16 protein-coding genes, 1 tRNA gene and 2 pseudogenes are annotated in these 25203 nt (G+C 63.9%); 13 read left to right on the plus strand and 6 right to left on the minus strand.

Going from position 1 to position 25203, the window contains the following annotated elements:
- A pseudogene (locus tag NR187_RS34240) lies at positions 1-393 on the plus strand (hypothetical protein); the annotation flags it as partial.
- A 754-nt stretch (positions 394-1147) separates the two neighbouring features.
- On the opposite strand, the pseudogene gmk reads toward NR187_RS34240, so the two are convergent.
- Both gmk and NR187_RS34250 read right to left on the minus strand, forming a co-directional pair.
- Positions 1148-1774 (minus strand): annotated as a pseudogene (gene gmk, locus NR187_RS34245) (guanylate kinase); the annotation flags it as partial.
- 73 nt (positions 1775-1847) lie between these two features.
- Positions 1848-2600 (minus strand): hypothetical protein, encoded by a 753-nt coding sequence (locus NR187_RS34250; RefSeq protein WP_256809427.1) that lies wholly within the window; start codon positions 2598-2600, stop codon positions 1848-1850.
- A 295-nt stretch (positions 2601-2895) separates the two neighbouring features.
- On the opposite strand from NR187_RS34250, the gene NR187_RS34255 reads away from it, so the two are divergent.
- A complete protein-coding gene (locus NR187_RS34255) occupies positions 2896-3576 on the plus strand; it encodes a recombinase family protein (protein ID WP_256809428.1) in 681 nt (226 codons plus the stop codon).
- A 241-nt stretch (positions 3577-3817) separates the two neighbouring features.
- Here NR187_RS34255 and NR187_RS34260 read toward each other — a convergent pair whose 3' ends face one another.
- On the minus strand, positions 3818-4111 hold the full coding sequence (locus tag NR187_RS34260) for a helix-turn-helix domain-containing protein (RefSeq protein WP_306235834.1): 294 nt from the start codon (positions 4109-4111) through the stop codon (positions 3818-3820).
- A 1004-nt stretch (positions 4112-5115) separates the two neighbouring features.
- Between NR187_RS34260 and NR187_RS34265 the strand changes: the two genes are divergently transcribed.
- Positions 5116-5301 (plus strand): hypothetical protein, encoded by a 186-nt coding sequence (locus NR187_RS34265; RefSeq protein ID WP_256809430.1) that lies wholly within the window; start codon positions 5116-5118, stop codon positions 5299-5301.
- Between the two features lie 215 nt (positions 5302-5516).
- Positions 5517-6398 (plus strand): hypothetical protein, encoded by an 882-nt coding sequence (locus NR187_RS34270; protein ID WP_256809431.1) that lies wholly within the window; start codon positions 5517-5519, stop codon positions 6396-6398.
- A 2-nt stretch (positions 6399-6400) separates the two neighbouring features.
- On the opposite strand, the gene NR187_RS34275 is transcribed toward NR187_RS34270, so the two are convergent.
- Positions 6401-6477 (minus strand) — tRNA-Arg (locus NR187_RS34275).
- A gap of 407 nt (positions 6478-6884) precedes the next feature.
- On the opposite strand from NR187_RS34275, the gene NR187_RS34280 reads away from it, so the two are divergent.
- From NR187_RS34280 to NR187_RS34305, 6 genes are all read left to right on the plus strand, one after another.
- Positions 6885-12089, plus strand: coding sequence for an alpha-2-macroglobulin (locus NR187_RS34280; protein ID WP_256809433.1), 5205 nt, complete (start codon positions 6885-6887; stop codon positions 12087-12089).
- Positions 12090-12100: 11 nt separating this feature from the next.
- The gene (pbpC, locus tag NR187_RS34285) at positions 12101-14206 is read left to right on the plus strand and encodes a penicillin-binding protein 1C (RefSeq protein ID WP_306235835.1); all 2106 of its coding nucleotides are present in this window, start codon (positions 12101-12103) and stop codon (positions 14204-14206) included.
- Between the two features lie 50 nt (positions 14207-14256).
- Positions 14257-15999, plus strand: coding sequence for a glycosyltransferase family 39 protein (locus tag NR187_RS34290; protein ID WP_256809437.1), 1743 nt, complete (start codon positions 14257-14259; stop codon positions 15997-15999).
- A gap of 1 nt (position 16000) precedes the next feature.
- Positions 16001-16846, plus strand: a complete 846-nt coding sequence (locus NR187_RS34295; RefSeq protein WP_256809439.1) for a phosphatase PAP2 family protein — start codon at positions 16001-16003, stop codon at positions 16844-16846.
- Between the two features lie 66 nt (positions 16847-16912).
- The gene (locus NR187_RS34300; RefSeq protein WP_211385771.1) at positions 16913-17662 is read left to right on the plus strand and encodes a glycosyltransferase family 2 protein; all 750 of its coding nucleotides are present in this window, start codon (positions 16913-16915) and stop codon (positions 17660-17662) included.
- On the plus strand, positions 17659-17997 hold the full coding sequence (locus NR187_RS34305) for a lipid-A-disaccharide synthase N-terminal domain-containing protein (RefSeq protein ID WP_211385772.1): 339 nt from the start codon (positions 17659-17661) through the stop codon (positions 17995-17997). Before NR187_RS34300 ends, NR187_RS34305 begins: the two co-directional genes overlap by 4 nt.
- A gap of 9 nt (positions 17998-18006) precedes the next feature.
- On the opposite strand, the gene NR187_RS34310 is transcribed toward NR187_RS34305, so the two are convergent.
- Both NR187_RS34310 and metC read right to left on the minus strand, forming a co-directional pair.
- On the minus strand, positions 18007-19698 hold the full coding sequence (locus tag NR187_RS34310) for a Na/Pi cotransporter family protein (RefSeq protein ID WP_256809441.1): 1692 nt from the start codon (positions 19696-19698) through the stop codon (positions 18007-18009).
- A 154-nt stretch (positions 19699-19852) separates the two neighbouring features.
- On the minus strand, positions 19853-21037 hold the full coding sequence (gene metC / locus NR187_RS34315) for a cystathionine beta-lyase (RefSeq protein ID WP_256809443.1): 1185 nt from the start codon (positions 21035-21037) through the stop codon (positions 19853-19855).
- Between the two features lie 397 nt (positions 21038-21434).
- On the opposite strand from metC, the gene NR187_RS34320 reads away from it, so the two are divergent.
- From NR187_RS34320 to NR187_RS34330, 3 genes are read left to right on the plus strand one after another with little or no spacing between them, the layout of a single operon-like run.
- Positions 21435-22451 carry an amino acid ABC transporter substrate-binding protein gene (locus tag NR187_RS34320; RefSeq protein WP_211385775.1) on the plus strand — a complete coding sequence of 339 codons (1017 nt, stop codon included), beginning with the start codon at positions 21435-21437 and terminating at the stop codon, positions 22449-22451.
- A gap of 18 nt (positions 22452-22469) precedes the next feature.
- Entirely contained in the window at positions 22470-23675 is a 1206-nt protein-coding gene (locus NR187_RS34325) for an amino acid ABC transporter permease (protein WP_211385776.1), read from the plus strand.
- The gene (locus NR187_RS34330) at positions 23672-25192 is read left to right on the plus strand and encodes an amino acid ABC transporter permease (protein WP_211385777.1); all 1521 of its coding nucleotides are present in this window, start codon (positions 23672-23674) and stop codon (positions 25190-25192) included. The genes NR187_RS34325 and NR187_RS34330 overlap by 4 nt, the downstream gene beginning before the upstream one ends.
- Positions 25193-25203: the final 11 nt, after the last annotated feature.

Consider the following 25203-nt stretch of genomic DNA (forward strand, 5'->3'; position numbering starts at 1 on the left):
CGCGCGTCCGGGCGGCTTTGCTCTACCGAGCTACACCACCTCCGGGGACACGACCAGCGGTTGCGGCAACTCGAGGACGAGAACGCCAAGCTGAAGAAGCTGCTGGCCGAGCAGATGCTGGATGCTGCAGCGCTACGCGAGCTTTTGTCAAAAAAATGGTAGGGCCCGTCGCCAAGCGCGAAGCCGTCGCGCACCTGCAGGCCGTCATGGGTCTGTCGGAGCGGCGGGCCTGCGGCATCGTCGGCGCTGACCGCAAGATGGTTCGCTAGATCGTGCCGACCGCCGGACACCGAACTACGCAGCCGCTTGCGCGAGCTTGCTAATGCCCGTCGGCGGTTCGGCTATCGCCGGCTGTTCGGGCTACTGGGTGAAACTTCAGGGGCAGGTCACTTGGGATGAACTTCACGAAATCCTGCCGGAGGAATTCCGACGGATGGGGCGAGTGCAATTGGGTATGAGGGCGCCTGGCAGGCTGAACTATCTACACTCGCACGAAGAGATCGAGGATTTAGTCGAGCGCCTAAAGGCACTTCTTTAGAACTTCATACACCGCTTCAAGCGCGGAATAGACGGAGGAAAACCATCGAGCTTGTGCAAGGTGCAGAATGACATGTTCGCCGATCTCCATTCCCGCGCCCTTCAGTGTACCCTTCACAAATTCGTCTACTCGTTCCCGCCATTTGTTTGTTGTGGGATCAGCAATCTTGGCGGCTTCGACCAGCTTCGGCGCATCAACCGGCCCGGTCGGGCGTTGGTCTTTTAAGATCGAAATGAACGTTTGAATTTCCTCTTCGTCAATGTTCAATCCGACGTCGAGATCGGGACCTTTGTTGTGGCCCATTCCGACCGGTCGAGACGCTAGAGCAGCTTCTAACAGAGCAACGCGCGCTTGCAGCAATTCAAAGGCAGACTCCCATGACTGGTGCGCGTTCGCCTGAACCGACGCGGTCTCGCGATCGGTTGCCATGCTCAGACCACGACCAGTCAGACCGACGTTACGAGACCGTCCGCGTCCGCTCTTTTGAGATAAATTGTCAGCGGTCGGCGCTATACCAAGTGGCTCTATGGGAGGCGAAGGCGGGTTATTGCCGTCTGCCGCTGTCAAATCTTGGTCGCGTGATGACGTGGACCAAATTTCTATCGCGGCGCGGATCCGATTGGGCAGCCCAAAGCGCCGTTCGCGCTTAAGCCGCTCTGCCTTAAGGATCGACTGCACTTCGGCAAAGGCAGCATCGATATCCTGGTTCAAGACGACGTAATCGGACTCGGCCCAATGGCTCATCTCCTGGCTGGCGCGGCCCATGCGGCGCCGGATCACGTCATGGGAATCCTGCGCGCGCGATAGCATCCGCTTTTCGAGGTCGGCCAGAGACGGCGGCAGGATGAAAACGCTGACCACGTCGGCGCGCGCTTTTTCGCGCAGCTGTTGCGTGCCCTGCCAATCAATGTCGAACAATACATCCTCTCCCGCCGACAGCGCCGCCTCGACCGGGGCGCGCGGCGTGCCGTAACGATTCCCAAACACAGTCGCCCATTCCAGAAGCTCATCGCGCTTGACTAGGTCCTCGAAATGCGCCCCATCGACGAACAAATAATCCTGGCCGTCTACCTCGCCGGGACGCATAGCCCGTGTCGTTACCGAGACCGACATTCGGAGACCCGGTGTGCGGGCAATCAGAAGCCGCGACAGCGTGGTCGCGCCTGCACCCGGAGGCGCCGACAGCACGAACATCAGTCCGCGCCGCTCAATGCCGTCTTCGTCGTACACCGCCATGGACTTGGATCGCTCTTCGAATCAACGGCCGATAGTGACACGGCCAAAGCGCGCGCTGCGCGTCCTCGACACGCTATCCGACGTATTCACAGGACGATCGTAATGCAGCCGAAGTGGCTCGGGTGGCGAACACGATAGAGAGCGCCCAGCCAGCCCCGGCTGCAATACCGATGAGAATTACTGGGTTGTTCCAGATGATCGCTGCGACGCTGACTATACCGCAAAGTAAACCGCCAACGCCGATAATCTCTTCAGCGACGGTGGCGAACGCGTCTGGATTTGGTGAGTTGCGGCTCCGAGCGATGCTTCGGCAGAGATTGTCGATACGGGCTACTTTCGGTTCATACACAGAGACTAGGAGCACCCGCTGGCCGAAGAGGCGGCGTAGGGTCTCGAGCTCCTCGGCACGTTTCAGCGATGAGACGATGAAGCAGTGTCCTTCTGCCGGCACGCTTTCGTCGCTGTCCTTGTTTAATGTTTTTCTGATATTGTGAATTTCGGAGAGGGCAATCCTGGCCATTGCGTCGGCATGATCAATTACCCTGCGAATTTCGTTGCCTGCTGCCATGCTTCGACGAATTCGCGTATCTTCTTCTTTGATCCCCGCGAGAAATTCGAGGCCGGGAATTTGGCCCATTAGCTGACTCAAGCGCAGCGGCGTCGGCTTGTAGTTCACGGCTAATAGAGCCTCTGAAAAGGCATCGGTAACGAGCCGTGTGTCTGTCCCAGCAGCTACGCAAAGGCAAAGCACCAACTCAGGGCGCTCGCCTCGCTCCTCACCCGCGGCAACCATCATTTGTCGACCCCCGACGACAACTTTCAGCATGATACCGATTCGTCGTCGAGCGGGGGTTAATGCTTTCCAACGTTATTCAACTTCGCTGGAGTGGCTGAGGGGGCCATCTTTTTTGCCGACACAGTGCCGGCATGGCGCTCTTCACCGGGCCGTCTCTACCCAAGTACCTGACTTATTTCGTGGGCGCTGGGGCTCGAACCCCGGCCCTGTGACTGAAAGGGCGTTATAAGTTGTGGGCGGGCTTGCCGTTCTAACGGGTGCTGTTGCACTAAGGAGTGCCTTGTACTAATTTCCTGAGAAAATGGTACAAATCGGAGCTAAGTTATTGACCGAAAGTGAAAAGCGGCAACGAAAACCGGCGATCGGTTACACAAGGACAAGCTCAGCCGCGAACGTAGGCGAGGACAAGGATAGCCTCACGCGCCAGCGCAAGGCGATACAGGCGTACGCCAACCGTGCCGGCTACAAGATCGAGGCATGGCATGACGATCCCGCGGTGGCAGGTGCCGATCCGATCGATATCCGACCGGGCTTTGCGGCTGCCCTTGAGCAGATCGCCGGCAATGGCGTCCGGACGATCATCGTCGAGACCGCCAACCGCTTCGCGCGCGACCTAATCGTGCAGGAGACCGGCTTCCGGCGCTTGCAAGCCGACGGGGTCACCCTCATCGCCGCCGACAAACCCGACTCTTTCGTCGACGACACTCCTACCGCGGTCCTAGTGCGTCAGATCCTTGGTGCCGTCGCCCAGTTCGATAAGGCCATGACGGTGGCGAAGCTGCGAGGCGCACGGGAGCGCAAGCGACGTAAGACAGGGGGTAAGGTCGAAGGGCGAAAAAGCTATGCGGAGACCAACCCGGAATTGGTTGGGCTTGCTCGGTCGCTCAGAGATCAGCGGCCGCGGCTTTCTCTACGCCAGATCAGCGCTGAGCTATTCTCTGCTGGCTTCCAGACGCCCAAAAGTAAGCCATACAGTGCGTCAGCTGTTGCTTCGATGCTGAGATAGTCGAAGGGGGCCCAAAGACGAGGCGCCCGAGCATGTCAATGTGTTCCCAGTGGCCCGCTCGTATAGCGGCTCTAGCGAATAAAACTAGTAAGACGTTTAGCACTCGACGAGCGCCACTGACGCGACTGTCGAACCCGAGACCCCCTCCGGACGAGATGCTGCGTTTGGCAGCCTCGATGTCCGCTTCCTGAAAGCCGGGTAGGGCAACTTTTAATTAGGGGCGGCGAACCGGAGCATTAAGTCACCGCGAGATGAAGGTTTTGATGAATTTGAGCGGGTCAAACCCTATAGCAGCGGCAACGTCCAGAAATTCAAGTAGGTCTAATCGTCGATCTCCGCCCTCATATTTCGCAACGTAGGAGGGGGGACGGCCGAGACGCTCCGCCACGACAGTTTGCGTCAGGCCCGCGGACTTGCGATGCGTCTTCAGCAGCTCACACAGCTTCTTATGACGGGGCGTGTGGATGGTTTTGGGCAAAAGAGCAGTCCAGAAAGGCTGGACGCCGATAAAAATCGCTCTCGCAAATTCTCCCAAATTAGGAGAATATGCCGACTGAACGCAGGCATTCTCAGAGCGGCTTCATCCGAATGCTCTGCTTGGCGTGCGGGTTCGAGCTTGCGCGAATCAGTAAAACTGCTTGGGGCAACACGACGATGGCCCGCTCGGAGCGGATTGCAAACTACCGCATTTTAGGATTGCGGCATGGGCTCTGCTTTGTCTGGGGATGCGAATTACCAAGCGACTGCGCGCAGTCACCGCTGTCGGACAATGCGTCGTTTGGCTTTAGCAACGAGCGTCGCTGGATGCTCTGCAAGCCCGGAGACCGCGAGGACCGCTGCTGCACTATCCGCAGCCGCCGCCGCACTCTCGGGCGGGCCTGCTCCCGCGGCTCGAACCAATGAGCCGGACCTGCCCGCTCCAAACTTGTTGCCCGCGCAAGTTCGTTGCCGGTCCACGCCTGGTATGCGTGGATCTGTTCAAACCGTCTGCCAATAGGAGCACCAGTTGGACCGGCTGACACTTTTGATCGCAATCGCTATCACCGTGGCCGTACTGGCAATCGTGAAGTATTCCGTAGCGCCTCATATCGCTGGCTCTTATGGCCTGTTTGGCATCATTACCTTCATTGGAGGATGTTTCCTAATTGCCAAGCTATTGGAGCGAGGCCGGAATTAGACGGGTGGGGCTGCCGCACTTACGGTAATTTCGTCTCAGAGTTGAGAGGATGGCTTTTGCAGGTTGGAATTTTTCGTGTGTTGAGCTCTCAATAGTCAGAGAGGTGAATAATATTCGCCGCAATATGCCCAAGAAGGAAATAAAGTAATGAGAGTTCGCAATTCGCCACTCAACGCCACAAAATGATCGAGTCGATCGTTTCAGCGACAAATTGCCCTTAAAGCGCCAAAAAGAACCTCGACTAATGGTTTTGGTCCAGTGATCAGGGCAGCGGGCCCTAGTCCCTCCAGGTCGGTGGGGGTCGAGATTTGCGGGACCTCCAGCGAAGAGCGGTCCGACCGCCATTGCGATGGAGGTCGTTTATGTCTCGAAAGAAGCAGCTATTCACACAAAATGATGTTGCCAAAGCCGTCCGCGGTGCGCTGAAGGCTGGTTTACTTCTGCAACGCATTGAACTGGCCAGCGATGGTAAGATCCTCTTATTTATAGATCATTCCAAGTCTGAAATCTCGGTGGCCGACCAAAATGAATGGGACGCTGTTCGATGAAATGGCGACTGCCTCCAGGGGTCCACGGATACGAAACGCGGCACGGCAAGGCGGTGTTTTACTTGAGGCGGCCAGGCCTGCCTAAGGTCCGGTTACACGGCTTCCCTGGTTCACCGCAATTTCTCGCTGAGTATGACGCTGCGAAAGCTGGGGAGGCAACTCCGTCGACGATTGGCGCCACTCGCACGCTGCCCGGGACCGTAAATGCAGGCTTGGTGAGTTATTACCAGTCGACGGCATTCACGGCAGGGCTCGCAAAGTCAACTCAGCAGCAGCGCCGCGCGATCCTCGAACGCTTCCGAGAGGCCCATGGCGATAAGCGGATCGCACTGCTGCACTCGACAGCGTTGCAGAACATCATTTACAATAAGAAGCCAAATTCACAACGCAGCTTTAAGAAGGCGATGCGCGGCTTAATCGATCATTGCCTCGCGCTCGGAATGATCAAGATAGACCCTCTGACAGCTATCAAGCTCTCCAAGGCAAAGAAGTCGAGCGGCTTTCACACGTGGACCGAGGACGAGATCGCTAGATATAAAACGCAACACGCGCAGGGAACGAAGGCTAGGCTGGCGCTCGAACTTCTCATCAACACAGGCCACGCTCGTTGCGACGTCACCCGCATGGGCCGTCAGCATGTCAAAAGCGGCAAGCTTTCGATGCGACGCCAGAAGACGGGGGTGCAGTTTGACATCCCAGTTCTACCTGATCTCACCGCCGAGCTCGATCGACATCCCAAGACCGATCAGCTTGCATTCCTCATCACTGAGGCCGGAAAACCGTTCACGGCTGCCGGTTTCGGCAATTGGTTCGCGGACCGCTGTATCGAGGCCAAGGTACCGGGGCGGGCACACGGACTGCGTAAGGCCTCTGCGGTGAGGCACGCTCTCAACGGCGCAACCGCTCCAGAGCTGATGGCTTGGTTTGGCTGGAAGACGATCGGCGAAGCGCAGCGCTACATCGAAGAGGCTAACCGCATAAAGCTCGCCGAAAATGCCGCTGCAAAGATCATTTCCGGAACAAGTGTTGGCTCACCTTCGAAACCGGTGAGCCAAATTGACGATCAACCCATTGAAAGTACTGGAGGGGCAAAATGAAGTGGCGATCCCAGCAGGACTCGAACCTGCAACCCGCGGAGTAGAAATCCGCTACTCTATCCAGTTGAGCTATGGGACCGTCGCTGGGCCGGCCTCGGCTACCGCCTGCCGGTCTTCTATCACGCCACATATGAAAAATCTGACGTTTCGCCAAGTCTGAACCGAACCGTTTTGCTCAAAGCCGCGACAAAGCGGAACGGTAGCGTGTCAGGGTGCCGGGTTGAGCGGCAGCGTACTGGACGATGGATCACATCGCCGGGGGCGCTGGTCAGCTTCCGGGACACGGCCGCCGGTCGACTGGTCGGGTGTTGCTGCGCCATCAGGACGGCGTGCGCGGCGGTATCTTGATCGGTCTCCTCTGGGCTTGGCTTGCCATGGCGCATGCGGCGTTTTGCTATCCTGGTTCCATCGCCTTGAGTCCGTCACCTTTCCGCGCATTTCATTGCCTGACGCGGCGTTCGTCCGCGCTTCCTGGAGTTTTCCGTCATGATCGGTCTGGTTCGCGCCGTCACAATCTGCGCAACGCTTTGCCTTGGGCTGGTTTCAGCGCAGGCTGCTGACAAGGCGTTCAAGCGCGACGACCTCGCCGATTCCGCGATCAAGCTGGAGGCCCAGATCAAGAGCGAGGCGGGCCCCGTCGCAAAGACCAACGCGACACTGCGTACGGATGCCGACGCCGCATTCCGGCGCAGTGATTTCCGGACCGGCTTGTCGGTGCTCGGCCAGATCGCAGCCACCACGCCTGAAGATACCGGCAACTGGCTGCGGCTCGCCAAGGTCATTTTCCAGATATCGCCGAAAAGCTCGAGCGAGCAGACGTTCCTCCTGGAGCGTGCCTCGACCGCCGCCTACATCGCCTATCAGCGCGCCGGCAACGCGAGCGAGGAGGCCGACGCGCTCGCGGTGCTCGGCAAGTCGCTGGCGGAGCGCAAGCTGTGGCGGCCGGCGCTGGATGCGCTGCGGCTGTCGCTTGACATGCGCGAGGTCGCCGACGTCCGCGGCCAATATGAGAAGATGCGCGACGAGCACGGCTTCCGCCTGCTCGACTATACCGTGGACTCGGACTCGGCCAGCCCGCGCGCCTGCTTCCAGTTCTCGGAAGAACTCGCAAAGCGGACGGATTTCGCGCCGTATCTCGCCCTGGCGGGCCAGGACAAGCCGGCGCTGTCAGCCGAGGGCAAGCAGCTCTGTGTCGACGGGCTGAAGCACGGCGAGCGCTACAACATCAATTTGCGCGCAGGACTGCCGTCCACGGTGAAGGAGGGGCTGCCGAAATCGGCCGAGTTCAACGTCTATGTGCGCGACCGCAAGCCTTTCGTGCGCTTCACCAGCCGCGCCTATGTGCTGCCGCGGACCGGCCAGCGCGGCATTCCCGTGGTCAGCGTCAACACGCCTGCGGTCAACATCAACGTGTTCCGGATCGGCGACCGCAATCTGATCAACACGGTGGTCGACAGCGACTTCCAGAAGACGCTGTCGAAATATCAGCTCAGCGATCTCGGCGGCGAGCGCGGCGTCAAGGTCTGGACCGGCGAGCTTGCGACTGCGATGACGCTCAACCAGGACGTCACCACCGCATTCCCCGTCGACCAGGCGCTCGGCGAGCTCCAGCCCGGCGTGTACGTGATGACGGCCGCCGCGAAGGGCCCGGGCTCGGACGACGATTATCAGCTCGCCACCCAATGGTTCATCGTCTCCGATCTCGGGGTCACAGCCTATTCCGGCAATGACGGCATCCACGTTTTCGTCAATTCGCTGGCTTCGACCGATCCGGTCGGCAAGGCCGAGGTTCGGCTGCTCGCCCGCAACAACGAGATCCTGGCCACCCGCAAGACCGACGACTCTGGCCACGTGCTGTTCGAGGCGGGGCTCGCGCGCGGCGAGGGCGGCTTGTCGCCTGCGATGCTCACGGTCACGGGCGAGAAGGCCGACTACGCCTTCCTCAGCCTCAGGACCTCCGCCTTCGATCTGTCCGACCGCGGTGTTTCGGGCCGCGCGGTGCCTGTGGGCGCCGATGCGTTCGTCTATCCCGAGCGCGGCGTCTACCGCTCCAGCGAGACCGTCTATCTCACCGCGCTGCTGCGCGACGGGCAGGGCAATGCCGTCACCGGCGGGCCGCTGACCCTCGTGATCGAGCGCCCCGACGGCGTCGAATTCCGCCGTGCCGTGCTGTCCGACCAGGGCGCCGGCGGCCGCACACTGTCCGTGCCGCTCAACTCGGCCGTGCCGACCGGGACCTGGCGGGTGCGCGCCTTCACCGACCCGAAGGGCTCGTCGGTTGGCGAGACCACCTTCATGGTCGAGGATTACGTCCCCGATCGGATCGAATTCGACTTGTCCGCCAAGGACAAGCTGATCAAAGCTAACGCTCCTGTAGAGCTTAAGGCCGACGGTCATTTCCTCTATGGCGCGCCGGCCTCGGGCCTCCAGCTTGAAGGCGACATGCTGGTCGCGCCCGCGAGCGAGCGTCCGGGTTTTGCCGGCTACCAGTTCGGCGTCGCCGACGAGGAGACCACCTCGAACGAGCGCACGCCGCTGGAGAACCTGCCCGAGTCCGACGCCAACGGCGTTGCCACCTTCCCGGTGATGCTGGACAAGCAGCCGGCCTCGACGCGTCCGCAGGAGGCGCAGATCTTCGTCCGCATGGTCGAGACGGGGGGGCGCGCCGTCGAGCGCAAGATCGTGCTGCCGGTCGCGCCCGCGACCGCCATGATCGGCATCAAGCCGCTGTTCGGCGACAAGAACGTCGCCGAGGGTGACAAGGCCGAATTTGACGTCGTGTTCGTCTCGCCCGAGGGCCAGACGCTTCGCCGTGACGGCCTGCGCTACGAGCTCCTGAAGATGGAGTCGCGCTACCAGTGGTACCGCCAGAACAATTACTGGGAATACGAGCCGGTCAAGTCGACCTCGCGCGTCTCTGATGGCGAGGTCACGATTGCCGCCGACAAGCCGTCGCGCGTTTCTCTCAATCCTCAGCCCGGCCGCTACCGGCTTGACGTGAAGTCGAACGACGCCGACGGCCCGGTGACCTCGGTGCAGTTCGACGTCGGCTGGTATTCCGACGGCAGCGCCGATACGCCGGACCTGCTGGAGACCTCGATCGACAAGCCGCAATATGCCTCGGGCGACACCATGACCGTGTCGGTCAACGTCCGCAGCGCCGGCAAGCTCACCGTCAACGTGCTCGGCGACCGTTTGCTGACGACGCAGACCATCGACGTCAAGGAAGGCACCGCACAGGTCAAGCTTCCGGTCGGCAAGGACTGGGGCACCGGCGCCTATGTGGTGGCGACGCTGCGCCGACCGCTCGATGCGGCTGCGCAACGCATGCCGGGCCGGGCGATCGGGCTGAAATGGTTCGGCATCGACAAGCAGACCCGCACGTTGCAAGTGAAGCTGACGCCGCCGGCGCTGATCCGGCCGAACGCGATGCTGAAGATCCCGGTCAAGCTCGACGGGCTCAATCCGGGCGAGGACGCCAAGATCGTCATCGCCGCGGTCGACGTCGGCATCCTCAATCTCACCGGCTACAAGCCGCCTGCGCCGGACGACTATTATCTCGGGCAGCGCCGCCTGAGCGCGGAGATCCGCGACCTCTACGGGCAGCTCATTGACGGCATGTCCGGCACGCGCGGACAGATCAAGTCCGGCGGCGATGCCGGCGCTGGCGAATTGCAGGGCTCGCCGCCCGCGCAAAAGCCGCTCGCGCTCTATTCGGGCATCGTGACCGTCGCCGCCGACGGCACCGCGGAGGTAGCCTTCGACATTCCGGAGTTCGCCGGCACCGCGCGCGTGATGGCGGTGGCGTGGACCGCGACCAAGGTTGGCCGCGCCAACACCGATGTCGTGATCCGCGATCCCGTGGTGCTGACCACGACCCTGCCGCGCTTCCTGCTCAACGGCGACCACGGCACGGTCAATCTCGAGATCGACAATGTCGAGGGGCAAGCCGGCGACTACGTCATCAACGTGAAGGCGGGCGGCCCGGTGAAGATGACCGGCAATCCCGCGACCACGGTCAAGCTCGCCGCCAAGCAGCGCAATTCGTTTGCGCTCGCCATCGATGCGACCGCGGCGGGGCAGGCGACGCTCGACGTCGACATCAAGGGACCGAATGGCCTGGCACTGGCGCGGCACTATGCGCTCGACGTCAAGGCGGCGACGCAGGTTCTGGCGCGGCGCTCGATCCGGACCCTGGCCAAGGGCGAGAGCCTGACGCTGACGTCGGACATGTTCGGCGACCTCGTCCCGGGCACCGGCAGCGTCTCGGTCTCGGCGAGCCTGTCGACCGCGCTCGATGCGGCGACGATCCTGAAAGCGCTCGACCGCTATCCGTATGGCTGCTCGGAGCAGATCACCAGCCGCGCCATGCCGCTGCTCTATGTCAACGACCTCGCGGCCGGCGCGCATCTGGCCATGGACACCGAAGTCGACCAGCGCATCCGCGATGCGATCGAGCGGCTGCTGGCGCGCCAGGGCTCGAACGGTTCGTTCGGCCTGTGGTCGGCCGGCGGCGACGATGCCTGGCTGGATGCGTATGTCACGGACTTCCTGACCCGCGCCCGTGAAAAGGGCTTTGTGGTGCCGGACGTGCTGTTCAAGAACGCGCTGGATCGTATCCGCAACTCGGTGGTCAACGGCAACGAGCCGGAGAAGGACGGCGGCCGCGACCTCGCCTATGGCCTCTACGTGCTCGCGCGCAATGGCGCGGCGCCGATCGGCGATCTCCGCTATCTCGCCGACACCAAGCTCTCCAACCTCGCGACGCCGATCGCGAAGTCGCAGCTTGCGGCGGCGCTGGCGCTGGTCGGCGACCGCAACCGTGCGGAGCGGGTCTATGGCGCGGCACTCGACTCGCTCGCGCCAAAGCCGGTGCTCGAATTCGGCCGCACCGACTACGGCTCGCAGCTTCGCGATGCGGCGGCACTGGTCTCGCTGGCCAGCGAAGGCAACGCGCCGAAGGCGACGCTGACGCAGGCGGTGTCGCGGGTCGAGACCGCGCGCGGGCTGACGCCCTACACCTCCACGCAGGAGAATGCGTGGCTGGTGCTGGCGGCGCGCGCGCTGGCCAAGGAAAACCTCTCGATCGAGGTCGACGGCCAGCCGGTCAAGACCGCGCTCTACCGCAGCTACAAGGCAGCGACCCTGGACGGCAAGCCGCTGAAGATCACCAACACCGGCGACGCGCCGGTGCAGGCGGTGGTCTCGGTGTCGGGCTCGCCCGTGACGCCGGAGCCGGCGGCGTCGAACGGCTTCAAGATCGAGCGCAGCTACTTCACGCTCGGAGGCAAGCCCGCCGACATCAGCAAGGTCAAGCAGAACGACCGCTTCGCCGTGGTGCTGAAGATCACCGAGGCCAAGCCGGAGTACGGCCACATCATGGTGTCCGACTATCTGCCGGCGGGCCTCGAGATCGACAATCCGAAGCTGGTGTCGTCGGGTGACAGCGGCACGCTGGACTGGATCGAGGACGGCGAGGAGCCTGAGGATACCGAGTTCCGCGACGATCGCTTCACCGCGGCGGTGGACCGTGCCTCGGATTCCAAGGCGGTCTTCACCGTCGCCTATGTCGTGCGCGTTGTCTCGCCCGGCAAATACGTGCTGCCGCAGGCCTATGTCGAGGACATGTACAACCCCTCGCGTTACGGCCGCACCGGAACGGGCACTGTCGAGGTGCGGGCTGCGAAGTGAGTGATGGCATGATGAGTGAGGTAGACAAGGGCGGCTGCGGAGCAGGGCGCGGTGTTATGCGTGCCCTCTCGGCCGCCGCGCTGACGTTCGTCCTCGCCATCGGCGCCTTCGTCGGCTGGGTCTACTCCCTCGGCCCGCTGCCGCTCGACGAAGCGCGCCAGGTGTCCACCACAATCGTCGACCGCAACGGCAAGCTGCTGCGCGCCTACGCCATGGCCGACGGCCGCTGGCGGCTGCCGGTCGAGGCCAAGACCAACGTCGATCCGACCTATTTGAAACTGCTGCTTGCCTATGAGGACCAGCGCTTTTACGCGCATAACGGTCTCGACCCGCTGGCGCTGGGGCGAGCCGCGTTGCAGCTCGCGACACGCGGTCACATCGTGTCGGGCGGCTCGACCATCACCATGCAGCTTGCGCGCCTAATGGAGCCGCGGCGGCAGCGTTCGCTCTATGCGAAGCTGCGGCAGATGGTCCGTGCGATCGAGATCGAGCGAACGCTGAACAAGGACGAAATTCTCGATCTCTACCTCGCGCTGGCGCCCTACGGGGGCAATCTCGAGGGCATTCGCGCCGCCTCGATCGCCTATCTCGGCAAGGAGCCGAAGCGACTGTCGCTGGCCGAGGCCGCGCTGCTGGTGGCGTTGCCGCAATCGCCGGAGACGCGTCGGCTCGATCGCCATCCCGAGGCCGCGCATAAAGCCCGTGACCGCGTGCTCGATCGCATGGTCGAGGAACACCAGATCAGCCTCGATGATGCGAACCAGGCCTGGCTCGTACCGGTGCCGAAGCTGCGCAAACCGATGCCGATCTTGGCGCCGCATGCCTCCGACGCGGCGCTTGCGACGGTCAAGGACGCGCCAATCATCAAGCTGACGCTGGACGCGAACTTGCAGAAGGTGCTGGAGCCGCTCGCGCACGACCGCGCCCTTGCGTTGGGTACGAACATCTCGGTCGGCATCATCGTCGTCGACAACGAGAGCGGCGACGTGCTCGCGCATGTCGGCTCGGCCGACTATTTCGACGAGAGCCGGGCAGGGCAGGTCGACATGACCCGCGCGATCCGCTCGCCGGGCTCGACGCTGAAACCGTTCATCTATGGGCTCGCCTTCGAGGACGGCTTTGTTCATCCCGACAGTTTGATCGACGACCGGCCGGTCCGCTTCGGCTCCTACGCGCCGGAAAATTTCGACATGACGTTCCAGGGCACCGTGCCGGTGAAGAGGGCGCTGCAGATGTCGTTGAACGTTCCGGCGATCGTGCTGCTCGACCGCGTCGGCGCGAGCCGGCTGGCGTCGCGGCTCCGACAGGCCGGCGGCAATCTGGTGCTGCCCAAGGACGAGGCGCCGGGGCTTGCCATGGGCCTTGGCGGCGTCGGCGTGACACTCCAGGATCTCGCCCAACTCTATGCGGGCTTCGCCCGGCTCGGCACCACCAGGCCACTGCGCGAAATCATGACCGGCAGGGACGACCGCGAGCCGCTGCGGCTACTCGACCAGGTCGCGGCCTGGCAGGTCGGCAACGTCCTTCTCGGCACCCCGCCGCCGGAGAATGCCGCCCACAACCGCATCGCCTTCAAGACCGGTACGTCCTATGGCTACCGCGACGCTTGGTCGGTCGGGTTCGACGGGCGCATGACCATCGGCGTCTGGGTCGGCCGTCCCGACGGCGCGCCGGTTCCCGGCCTGATCGGACGCGTCGCTGCAGCGCCGATCCTGTTCGACGCCTTCGCCCGGACCGGCAAGACGCTGACCCCGCTGCCGAAGCCGCCCAGGGGAACGCTGGTTGCCAGCAACGCCAAGCTGCCGCTGCCGCTGAAACGGTTCCGTCCGGTCGGGGACCTGGTGCGGATCGGCAGCGAGCAGGCGCTGCACATCCAGTTCCCGCTGAACGGCTCGCGGATCGACGTCGATCGCTCCGGCGGCGAGGGGAGCGCAGCCATGCCCGTGAAGGTCGCGGGCGGCGTCCTGCCCATGACCGTCATGGTTAACGGAACGGCGCTCGGCGAGATCGACGGACGCCGCCAGCGGCTGATCGATCCACCCGGTCCCGGCTTTGCGCGGCTGACCGTGATTGATGCCACTGGCGCCGCGGACACAGTTGTCATTCGAATTCAATGACCCTGCCTTAAGCGGTTGTGGCGATGGCGGTTTCAGCGTAAGCGGAACCAATGGCCGAGACCTACCCCAGCCCTCGTTTTGGAGCGCCCCGCGAGCCGAAATCGCCCGTCAATCCGGGCAGCCGGCTCGTGTCCATGCTCGACATCGTCACGGCCAGCCATGCCCGCGCCGTCGGCTTCATGCTGCTGTGCGCGCTGCTGCTGTTCCTGCCCGGCTTCTTCACGATTCCACCAGTCGATCGCGACGAGGCGCGCTTTGCCCAGGCGACCAAGCAGATGGTCGAGAGCGGCGACTATGTCGACATCCGCTTCCAGGAGGACGTCCGCTACAAGAAGCCGGTCGGCATCTACTGGTTGCAATCGGCTGCGGTTGAAGCCGCCTCGGCGCTCAAGCTGCCGAAGGCCGAGTTGCGCATCTGGGTCTATCGGCTGCCGTCGTTGATCGGTGCGATCGGCGCCGTGCTGATGACCTATTGGGCGGCGCTCGGCTTCGTCACGCGGCGCGCCGCGGTGCTGGCCGCGCTCCTGATGTGCGCCTCCGTGCTGCTCGGCGTCGAGGCGCGGCTTGCGAAGACCGACGCGATGCTGCTGTTGTGCGTGACTGCCGCGATGGGAGCGATGGCGCGGGCCTATCTGTCGTGGCAGCGCGCCGAGGACGAGACCCATCCGCCGTGGAGCTGGCCCGCGATTTTCTGGACCGCGCTCGCCGTCGGCATCCTGATCAAGGGCCCGCTGATCCTGATGTTCGCAGGGCTCACCATCGTCGCGCTCGCGATCCAGGACCGCGATGCCTCCTGGCTGTGGAAGCTGCGCCCGCTCTGGGGCCTGATGTGGATGCTGGTGCTGGTGCTGCCCTGGTTCGTCGCGATCTTCTGGCGCGCGGGCGATGCCTTCTTCGCCGATTCCGTCGGCGGCGACATGCTGAGCAAGTTAGGGGCCCAGGAATCCCACGGCGCGCCGCCCGGCCTTTACCTCGTGCTGTTCTGGGTCACGTTCTGGCCCGGCGCGCCGCTCGCGGCGATGGCGGCGCCGGCGGTCTGGCGTGCACGGCGCGAGCCGGGCGCGCAGTTCTTGCTGGCCTGGCTGGTTCCGTCCTGGATCGTGTTCGAGGCGGTGCTGACCAAGCTGCCGCATTACGTGCTGCCGCTGTACCCGGCGATCGCGATCCTCACCGTCGGCGCGATGGAGCGGAGCGTGCTGTCGCGATCCTGGTTGATGCGCGGCTCGGCCTGGTGGTTTGCGATCCCGGCGCTCGGCTCGATCATCGCCGTGGTCGGCGCGGTCGTGCTGACGCGGCAGCCGGCCTTCGTCGCCTGGCCGTTCATCGCGGCCTCGCTGATCTTCGGTCTGTTCGCCTGGTGGCTCTACGACAACAACCGCGCGGAACGCTCGGTCCTCAACGCGCTGGTCGCAGCCCTGATGCTGGCGGTCGTGGTCTACGGCATCGTACTGCCGTCGCTGACGCCGCTGTTTCCGAGCATCGAGGTCGCGCGCGCCCTTCGCAACGTCACCTGTGTCGGGCCGAAGGCCGCCGCCGCCGGCTATCACGAGCCGAGCCTCGTGTTCCTCACGGGCACGCAGACGCTGCTCACCGACGGCTCGGGCGCGGCGGATTTCCTGCGGCAGGGAAGTTGCCGTTTTGCGCTGATCGAGCAGCGTTCGGAACGCAGCTTCGCGCAGCGCGCCGAGGCGATCGGGCTGCGCTACAAGGTCGGCACGCGCATCGACGGCTATAATTTCTCGCAGGGACGCGCGATCTCGATCTCGATCTTCCGCTCGGAAGGCACCGAGTAGGATGCCCGGTACGACCGACATCGCGCAGCGCCCGGGCTATCCCGCGCAACTGCTCGCCGTGGCGGGGCGTGCGCTGGCGCAGCTTGTCCGCTCGCCCTCGCATTCGCGCCGCGCCGAGGCCGCGCGAAAGCTGGCGCGGCATTCGTTGTGGCTCAGCGCGGCAGGCGCGGCCCTGGTCGTCGCGCTGATGCTCGCGTTCGACCAGACCGAGATCCAGCTGATGCCGGCGCGCGGGACGCCCTCTCTGTGGCCGATCCGCATCCTCACCGATTTCGGCAAGGATGAGAATGTGCTCATCGTGCTCGGGATTGCGCTTGTGACCGTTGCGCTCGTTGCGGCCGGGCTGCACGGCACCCGCCGCACGCTGCTGCTCGGCCTCGGCACGCGGCTCCAGTTCATGTTTCTGTCTGTTGCCCTGTCCGTGTTCGTCGCCGAGATACTGAAATATCTCATCGGCCGCGGACGTCCGTTCGTCGGCGGCAAGCCCAATCCGTTCAACTTCATCCCGTTCGAGGGAACGGGGGCTTATGCCAGCCTGCCGTCGGGCCACGCCGTGACGGCGTTCGCCTTGGCGTTTGCAGTCTCGGCACTGTGGCCGCGCCTGCGCGTGTTCATGTTCACTTACGCAATCGTGATCCTGCTGACGCGGCTGGTGCTGCTCGCGCATCATCCCAGCGACGTCGTGGCCGGCGCCCTGGTCGGCATGGTCGGCGCCATGGCGGTACGCTACTGGTTCGCGGCCCGGAGGCTCGGCTTTGCGATCCGTGCCGACGGCACCATTGTGCCTCTTGCAGGGGCGGTCTCGGGCGGCCTCAAAAGGGTTGCCCACGGGCCATCCGCCCCATAAAAGCGGCTGCCTGCCGGGGCGCCCGGTTCCCCAGGGGCAGGCCAATTCCAACCACGAGCTTTCGATTTGTCGTCGTCCCAGCCTTCGGTTTCCCAGCCTGCGGTTTCCATCGTCGTTCCCGTGCGCAACGAAGCCGACAACATCGCTCCCCTGATCGCGGAGATCGGCGCGGCGCTCGACGGCCGCTGGGCCTATGAAATCATCTACGTCAATGACGGTTCGACCGACGCAACCGGCGAACGGCTCGGCGCGATCATGAAGCAGCGGGACAATCTGCGCCAGCTTCGCCATGCCAGGTCAGGCGGTCAGTCGGCGGCGGTGCGCAGCGGCGTGCGCGCGGCGCGCGGGGCGATCGTGGCGACGCTCGACGGCGACGGGCAGAACAATCCGGCCTTCCTGCCCGACCTGATTGCGGCGGTGGAGAAAGGCGCCCATGTCGGTCTTGCCGCCGGCCAGCGGGTCGGGCGCAAGGACACCGGCTTCAAGAAATTCCAGTCGCGCGTGGCGAACAAGGTCCGCAATGCGATCCTGAACGATGGCACACGCGACACCGGTTGCGGACTGAAGGCGTTCCGTCGCGACGTCTTTCTGGCGCTGCCCTATTTCGACGGCCTGCATCGCTTCCTGCCGGCGCTGGTCCGCCGGGAAGGCCACGAGATCGCCTATGTCGACGTGATCGACCGGCCGCGCCACTCCGGCGTGTCGAATTACGGTTTCTTCGACCGATTGTGGATCGGCATCATGGATCTCGCCGGCGTGTGGTGGCTGATCCGCCGCAAGAAGCCGACACCGGATGTGACTGAGGTGACGGCATGATCATCCAATACGGTCAGGCGCTGAGCAATTATTTCTACGACGTCTTCGTCGCCAAGTTCGATTTCTGGTTGGCATTCGGCCTCGTCGCGCAGCTGTTCTTCACCGCGCGCTTCCTGGTGCAGTGGATCGCGAGCGAGCGGGCCGGCAACAGCGTGGTGCCGGTGGCGTTCTGGTTCTGCTCGATGGGCGGCGGGCTGATGACGCTGGTCTACGGCGTCGTGAAGCGCGAGCCAGTGATCATCCTCGGACAGTCGCTCGCGACCATCATCTACGTCCGCAACATCATGCTGATCTGGAAGAACCGCGGCCGCACGTCGAAAACGCTGGAGCGCTGACCAGGAACCTTAGCGCGGCAGCGCCGACGCCGCGCCCGATGCGGGCAGGGCGGCGGTCTCCGTCTCAGTCCTGCGATACGGCTCGCCCGCGGCATCCAGCACGGGATAGGCGACCGAGCAGATGTGCGAATGGATCCGGCGCAGGTCGCGCAGCACGTCGAGGTGCAGCGACGTGGTCTCGATGGTTTCGGGGCGGCCCTCGCGCAGGCGGTCGAGATGGTGCTCGACGGCGGCGAGCTCGGCGTTCTTCAGCGTGGTCTTCTCCACCAGCAGCTTGCCTGCCTCGTTGGCATCGCCCGACATGAAGACGCCGAAGGCGATCCGCAACGATTCCATCGTTCGCTTGTGGAAGGCGGCGAGTTCGTCGGCGCCCTCGGCCGAGAACTGGAAACGGCGCTTGATCTTCTTGGTCGCAAGCTCGCTCAGACTCTTGTCGATGATGTCGCCGATATGCTCGAGATTGATGGCGAAGGAGATGATCTCCATCGCGCGCCGTCCCTCGCTCTCGTCGAGGCTGCCGCGCATAAGTTTCGTCACGTAGAGCTTGATGGCTTCATCCAGGCCGTCGACCACATTGTCCATCTTCGTGACCTGGTCGACCAAGGTGCGGTCGCCCGTCATCATCGCGGCCATGACCTTGCGCAGCATCACCTCGACGAAGTCGCCCATCCGCAGCGTCTCGCGGGCGGCATCGGCGAGCGCCAGTGACGGCGTCTCCAGTGCGCTCTCGTCGAGATAGCGCGGCCGGGCCGGATCGTCTTCCTGGACCCGATCGGGCAGCAGCCGGGTCAGGAGCCGGGACATGGTGTCGAGCAGCCCGATGAAGATGACGGCGGTGCCGACGTTGAAGGCGATGTGGAAGGCTGCCGTCATCCTGGCGAGATCCGGCTGCCATGCGTGCATGTGCGCCGCGATCCCGTTCAGGAACGGCAGAACCAGCGCAATCCCGACCACGCGGTTGACGAGATTGCCGAGCGGCAGGCGATAGCTGGCGGGATCGTCGCGCCTGGCGCCCTCGAACACGGGATTGATGGCGCTGCCGAGATTGGCGCCGAGCACGAGGGCCAGCGCTGCATAGGGCGTGATGAACTGCGAATAGGCCAGCGACATGATCAAGAGCACGCTGGCGACACTCGAATGGACGGCCCAGGTGATGAGTGCGGCGATCACGATGCACAGAATGGGATCGCCGGTGATGGCCGACATGATGACGCGGACGCCGGGCGCGTTCTCGGCCGGAGCCAGCGTGTCGAGCAGGATGTGCAGCGACAGCAGCAGCAGGCCGAGGCCGATGAGGACGCGGCCAATGTCCTTGATGCGCGAGCGCGGACCGGAGCGGAAGGCGACCAGCCCGAGCACGAACAGGACAGGCGCGATGGCTGCGATGTTGAACGACAGCACCTGCACGATCAGCGTCGTGCCGACATTGGCCCCCAGCATGATGGCGAGTGCGGCGGCGAGGCTGACGAGTCCTTCTGCTGCGAACGAACTGGTGATCAGCGCGGTCGCGGTGCTGCTCTGGAGCAGCGCGGTCAGCCCGAGGCCGGCGGCGAACGCGTTGAAGCGGTTGCCGAGCGCCCTGCCGAGCAGCCGCCGCAAATCCGGGCCGAAGGCGCGCAGAATTCCGCTGTGGACCATGTGCAGGCCCCACAGCAACAGCGCCACGCCGCCCATCAGATCGAGCAGAACCAACGTTCCCATGCTCCGTGTCCGGATTGGAGTCGATTGGTGAGGCTAGCGCCAAATTTCAGCGGATCAACCCTTTGTTGGCGCGTGGGCGTCAACGCCCTTGGGCGGCTGCGCGTTCCCCGGGACGCGGTGCCGCGTCCTCAGGCGGAATGCCTTGTGAGCAGGCTCACATTGCCGCTTTGAGGGCAGCGAAACCGCGGTCGAGATCGGCCTTGAGGTCGTCGGTGCTCTCGAGCCCGATGTGGAGACGCAGGGTAGGGCCGCCCGGCGCCCACTTGGTCGCGGTGCGATAGCCGTCGCAGTCGAAGGGAATCGCAAGACTCTCGAAGCCGCCCCAGGAGAAGCCCATGCCGAACAGCTTGAGCGTGTTCAGCATGGTGTCGACGGCCTCCCGTGGCGCCGGCTTCAGCACGATGCTGAACAGGCCCGAGGCGCCCGTGAAGTCGCGCTTCCAGATCGCGTGCCCCGGATCGGTTTCGAGTGCCGGATGCAGCACGCGCGCGACCTCGGGCCTGGCTGCGAGCCAGCGCGCCATGTCGAGCCCGGACCGATGATGCTGCGCGAGCCGTACCGACAGGGTGCGCAGGCCGCGCAGCGCCAGGAAGACGTCGTCCGGACCGGCGCAGACACCGAGCAGGCGGATGCCTTCGGCCACCATCGGCCACGCCTTGGCGTTGGCCGAGACGGTGCCGAACATGATGTCGGAATGGCCGCCGATATATTTGGTCGCGGCCTGCATGCTGATGTCGACGCCCTGCTCGAGCGAGCGGTGGTAGAGCGGCGTCGCCCAGGTGTTGTCGTCGATGACGAGCGCGCCGCGCGCATGCGCGATCTCGGCGATGGCGCGGATATCAGGCATCTCGAACGATTGCGAGCCCGGCGCCTCCACCAGCACCGCACGGGTGTTCGGCTTGAACAGCCTGTCGATGCCGGCGCCGATCATCGGATCGAAATAGGTGGTCTCGATTCCGAGGCGGGCGAGCATGGCGTTGCAGAAATTGCGCGAGGGCCGGTAGACGTTGTCGCAGACCAGGAGATGATCGCCGGTCTTCAGCACTGAGAGCAGGGTGGTGGAGATCGCCGACAGGCCCGACGGCACGATGCCGACGCCGGCGCATTGCGGCCCCTCCAGCGCCATCAGCGTCTCCTGGAAAGCCTTGGTGGTGGGGGAGCCGTGGCGGCCATAGGTGAACTCGCCGCGATGGGCATGGAGGTCCTCGGCGGTCGGATAGAGCACGGTCGAGCCGTGGAACACCGGCGGATTGACGAACCCCTTCTGCGCCTTGGTGTCGCGGCCGGAGGTGACCAGCCGGGTCTCGGCGTGCTGCTCGGTGGGGTGCGAGGAATCCATGCGTCTGCTTTCAAAACCGCGTTTCCGCTTGGCGCGAGGCGACCTTGCGGGCCGGCCGGAGGCCGTCCTCGTTAATAACAGATCACAGAAGAGTCCCGTCAACCCCTTGACCCGGCTCGCCAGTCGTTCTGTGATGCGCAGGTGCTATTCAGTCGCCGCATGTTGAGGGGCCTGCTGCGACCTTCGATCCATCGCCTGACCGGACCTTGCGCCATAGCCATAAGCGGCGGGCGCCTCTCGGCGGGGATTAAGGTGTGGCCTCCCTGGATCGGCGGGTGTTCGGCAAGGTTTCCAGCATGACTCTTGCAAGGCTGGTCTTGATACGGCTAGCCCTGGCAGAGACGATCCCAAAGATAACGTTCCTGACCTTGAGACGACTTTGAAAGGCCCAAAGCCCATGAAACGCGTAACCCTGGCTCTCACTCTTGCTCTCGCCGCCGGCCTCTCCGCCCAAGCCGCCGATGCCCAAACGCTCAAGACCATCAAGGACCGCGGCATGCTGGCCTGCGGTGTCAGCCAGGGCCTCCCTGGTTTCTCCTCGCCCGACGACAAGGGCAACTGGACCGGCCTCGACGTCGACGTCTGCCGCGCGATCGCGGGCGCGATCTTCAACGATCCGACCAAGGTCAAGTACGTGCCGCTGTCCGCCAAGGACCGCTTCACGGCGCTGCAATCCGGCGAAGTGGACGTGCTGTCGCGCAACACCACCTGGACCCTCTCGCGCGATACCTCGCTCGGCGCCAACTTCACCGGCGTGACCTATTATGACGGGCAGGGCTTCATGGTGAAGAAGTCGCTGAAGGTGAATTCGGCGCTCGAGCTCAACAGCGCCTCGGTCTGCGTCCAGACCGGAACCACCACAGAGCAGAACCTCGCCGACTACTTCAAGGCCAACAACATGAAGTACGAGGTGATCGCGTTCGGCACCAACGACGAAACCGTGAAGGCTTATGAGGCCGGGCGCTGCGACGTCTTCACCACCGACCAGTCGGGCCTGTACGCCAACCGCCTCAAGCTCGCCAACCCCGGCGATCACATGGTGCTGCCGGAAATCATCTCGAAGGAACCGCTCGGGCCGATGGTTCGCCACGGCGACGACCAGTGGTTCGACATCGTGAAATGGACGCTGTTCGCAATGATCACCACCGAAGAGCTCGGCGTGACCTCGAAGAACGTCGACGAGAAGGCGAAGCAGGAAAACCCGGAGCTGAAGCGCGTGCTCGGCACCGACGGCAATTTCGGCGAACAGCTCGGACTGACCAAGGACTGGGTGGTGCGCATCGTGAAAGCCGTCGGCAATTATGGCGAGGTGTTCGACCGTAACGTCGGCGCCGGCTCGCCGCTCGCCATCAATCGCGGCCTCAACAATCTCTGGAACAAGGGCGGTCTCCAGTACGCGCCGCCGATCCGCTGATCCCGCCTGATAGCGGCGATGAGCACCGAGGCCCGAAAACCGCCGACCCAGATCGCGCTGAAGATCAGGCGCGTGCTGGGCGGCAAGACAGGCTGGAACGGCATCGCCGTCCAGTTTGTCTTCGCTGCGGTCCTCGGCTGGATTGCCTATGAAATCGTCTCCAATGCCCGCGCCAACCTCGAGAACCAGCACATAGCCGCAGGGTTTGGCTTCCTCAGGAACAATGCCGGCTTCGACGTCAACCAGACCCTGATCTCCTATACCGGCTCGGACACGTTCCTGCGCGTGTTCGTGGTCGGGCTCCTCAACACGCTCGTGGTCTCGGTGGTGGGCATCTTCTTTGCCACCGTGATCGGATTCATCGTCGCGCTGTGCCGGCTGTCGCCCAACTGGCTGCTGTCGCGCATCGGCGAGCTCTATGTCGAGATCATTCGCAACCTGCCGCTGCTGTTCCAGATCCTGTTCTGGTACCTGGCGGTGCTCGCGGCCTTGCCCAATCCGCGGCAAAGCATTTCGCTGTTCGGGCTTGCCTTCGTCAGCAATCGCGGTCTCGTCATCCCGCGCCCGATCGGCGAGAGCGGCTTCGAGGCGTTTGTTGTGGTGCTGGCGCTCGGCATCGTGGCTTCGCTGGCGCTCCGCGTCCATGCACGCCGGGCGCTGTTCCAGCGGGGCCAGGTGATCCGCATCTGGCCCTACGTGCTGGGCCTTCTGTTCGGCCTTCCGCTCGTCACCATGCTGATTTTCGGTCTGCCCTTCAGCTTCGAGCTGCCGCAGCTCAAGGGCTTCAATTTTGCCGGCGGCTCGCGGATCATCCCGGAGTTCGTGGCACTGACGCTGGCCTTGTCGACCTACACGGCCTCCTTCATCGCCGAGATCGTGCGCGCGGGCATCCTCTCCGTCCACAGCGGCCAGATGGAGGCCGGATCCTCGCTGGGCCTGAGCCGCGGCACCACGCTCCGCCTGATCGTCGTGCCGCAGGCGATGCGCGTGATCGTTCCGCCGTTGACCAACCAGTATCTCAACCTGACCAAGAACTCCTCGCTGGCGGTCGCGATCGGCTATCCCGACCTCGTCTCCGTGTTCGCCGGCACGTCGCTGAGCCAGACCGGGCAGGCGATCGAGATCATCGCCATGACGATGGGCGTCTATCTCCTGATCTCGCTGCTCACCAGCGCCGTCATGAGCGTCTACGGTTGGCGCGTCAGCCGGAGCCTCGGCGCATGAGCGATATCACCTCGTCCAGTTTCGTCCGCCAGGACCTTCTCAATGAGCGTCCCGCGCCGGTGAAGACCACGGGCTTCATCGGCCTCGTGCGCACGCGCCTGTTCAACTCGCCGACCAATATCCTGCTCACGATCGTCGGCGCCCTGCTGCTGTGGTTCACCATCATTCCCAGCGTCAAGTTCCTGATGGTCGATGCGGTCTGGACCGGTCATGATCGCACGGCATGCCTGACCGAGACCGCCGGCTTTGCCGTCGGTGCCTGCTGGCCCTACATCCAGGCCAAGCTGCCGCAACTGATCTACGGTTTCTATCCCGAGGCCGAACGCTGGCGGGTCAACCTCACGCTCGTCCTGGCGGCGGTTCTGCTGTTGCCGTTGCTGATTCCGCGCCTGCCGTCGAAAGGACTGAACGCCGGCCTGTTTTTCTTCGCTTTTCCGGTGGTTGCATTCTTTCTGCTGTACGGCGGCGGCATCACCGGCTTCGGCCTGAGCTGGACGGCCGGCCTGCTGCAATTGTTCGACGACAGTATCATCGGCGCGGGGCGGGCCGTGCTCGCTCTCAGCAAGAGCTCGGCCATCGGGCCGCTGCTGTGGGTGGCCGGCAATCTGATCGTGCTGGTCGGTACCGCGATCTACTGGCTGATCTTTCCGCTGACCTGGCTCCGCGACCAGCTCCAGGGGACGGGACAGTCGGTCTGGGCCGATTTCGCCATCACGGCCGCGATCGTGTCCCTGATCGCCTTCGTTCTCGGCGGCGGCGTTCGCACCGGCGGGCGGGCGCTGACATCCAGCATCGCCACCTTCGTCGCCATTGCGATCGTGATCAAACTGATGGGTCTCGACCACGGCGGATTGCCGGTCGTCTCGACAAATCTGTGGGGCGGCCTGCTGGTGACGCTAGTGGTCTCCGTCACCGGCATCGTCACCTCGCTGCCGATCGGCATCGCGCTGGCGCTCGGCCGTCGCTCGACCATTCCGCTGATCCGGATCTTCTCGATCGCCTTCATCGAGTTCTGGCGCGGCGTGCCGCTGATCACCGTGCTGTTCTTCGCGACCTACATGCTGCCTCTGTTCCTGCCCGGCAATTTCACGATCGACGGATTGGTGCGCGCGCTGATCGGCATCGCGCTGTTCACCGGCGCGTATCAGGCCGAGAACGTCCGCGGCGGGCTGGCTGCGATCCCGCGCGGGCAGGGCGAGGCCGCGGCGGCCCTCGGGCTGTCCTGGTGGAAGACGACCTCGCTGATCGTGCTGCCGCAGGCGCTGCGTCACGTCATTCCGAACCTCGTCAACAGCTTCATCTCGCTGTTCAAGGACACCTCGCTGGTCTCGATCGTGGCTCTGTTCGACCTGCTGGGCTCGCTCCGGGCGTCGTTCTCGGACCCGAAATGGTCGACGCCGTCGACCGCGTTCACCGGTTTCGCCTTCGCAGGCATCATCTACTTCATCTTCTGCTTTGGAATGTCGCGCTACTCGCTTTTTGTCGAGCACCGCCTCAATGCTCACCGCCGCAACTGATCGAGCTCACC

This window comes from Bradyrhizobium sp. Bra64 (assembly GCF_024519875.1).
In the GTDB taxonomy this organism is placed as follows: Bacteria; Pseudomonadota; Alphaproteobacteria; order Rhizobiales; family Xanthobacteraceae; genus Bradyrhizobium; species Bradyrhizobium japonicum_G.

Excerpts from the sequence above, each read along its gene's own strand:
- pbpC (WP_306235835.1), top strand. The coding sequence starts at position 12,101 with ATGAGTGAGGTAGACAAGGGCGGCTGCGGAGCAGGGCGCGGTGTTATG.
- NR187_RS34330 (WP_211385777.1), top strand. The coding sequence starts at position 23,672 with ATGAGCGATATCACCTCGTCCAGTTTCGTCCGCCAGGACCTTCTCAAT.
- NR187_RS34310 (WP_256809441.1), bottom strand. The coding sequence starts at position 19,698 with ATGGGAACGTTGGTTCTGCTCGATCTGATGGGCGGCGTGGCGCTGTTG.
- NR187_RS34280 (WP_256809433.1), top strand. The coding sequence starts at position 6,885 with ATGATCGGTCTGGTTCGCGCCGTCACAATCTGCGCAACGCTTTGCCTT.
- NR187_RS34320 (WP_211385775.1), top strand. The coding sequence starts at position 21,435 with ATGAAACGCGTAACCCTGGCTCTCACTCTTGCTCTCGCCGCCGGCCTC.
- NR187_RS34265 (WP_256809430.1), top strand. The coding sequence starts at position 5,116 with ATGTCTCGAAAGAAGCAGCTATTCACACAAAATGATGTTGCCAAAGCC.
- metC (WP_256809443.1), bottom strand. The coding sequence starts at position 21,037 with ATGGATTCCTCGCACCCCACCGAGCAGCACGCCGAGACCCGGCTGGTC.
- NR187_RS34295 (WP_256809439.1), top strand. The coding sequence starts at position 16,001 with ATGCCCGGTACGACCGACATCGCGCAGCGCCCGGGCTATCCCGCGCAA.
- NR187_RS34325 (WP_211385776.1), top strand. The coding sequence starts at position 22,470 with ATGAGCACCGAGGCCCGAAAACCGCCGACCCAGATCGCGCTGAAGATC.
- NR187_RS34290 (WP_256809437.1), top strand. The coding sequence starts at position 14,257 with ATGGCCGAGACCTACCCCAGCCCTCGTTTTGGAGCGCCCCGCGAGCCG.
- NR187_RS34305 (WP_211385772.1), top strand. The coding sequence starts at position 17,659 with ATGATCATCCAATACGGTCAGGCGCTGAGCAATTATTTCTACGACGTC.
- NR187_RS34250 (WP_256809427.1), bottom strand. The coding sequence starts at position 2,600 with ATGCTGAAAGTTGTCGTCGGGGGTCGACAAATGATGGTTGCCGCGGGT.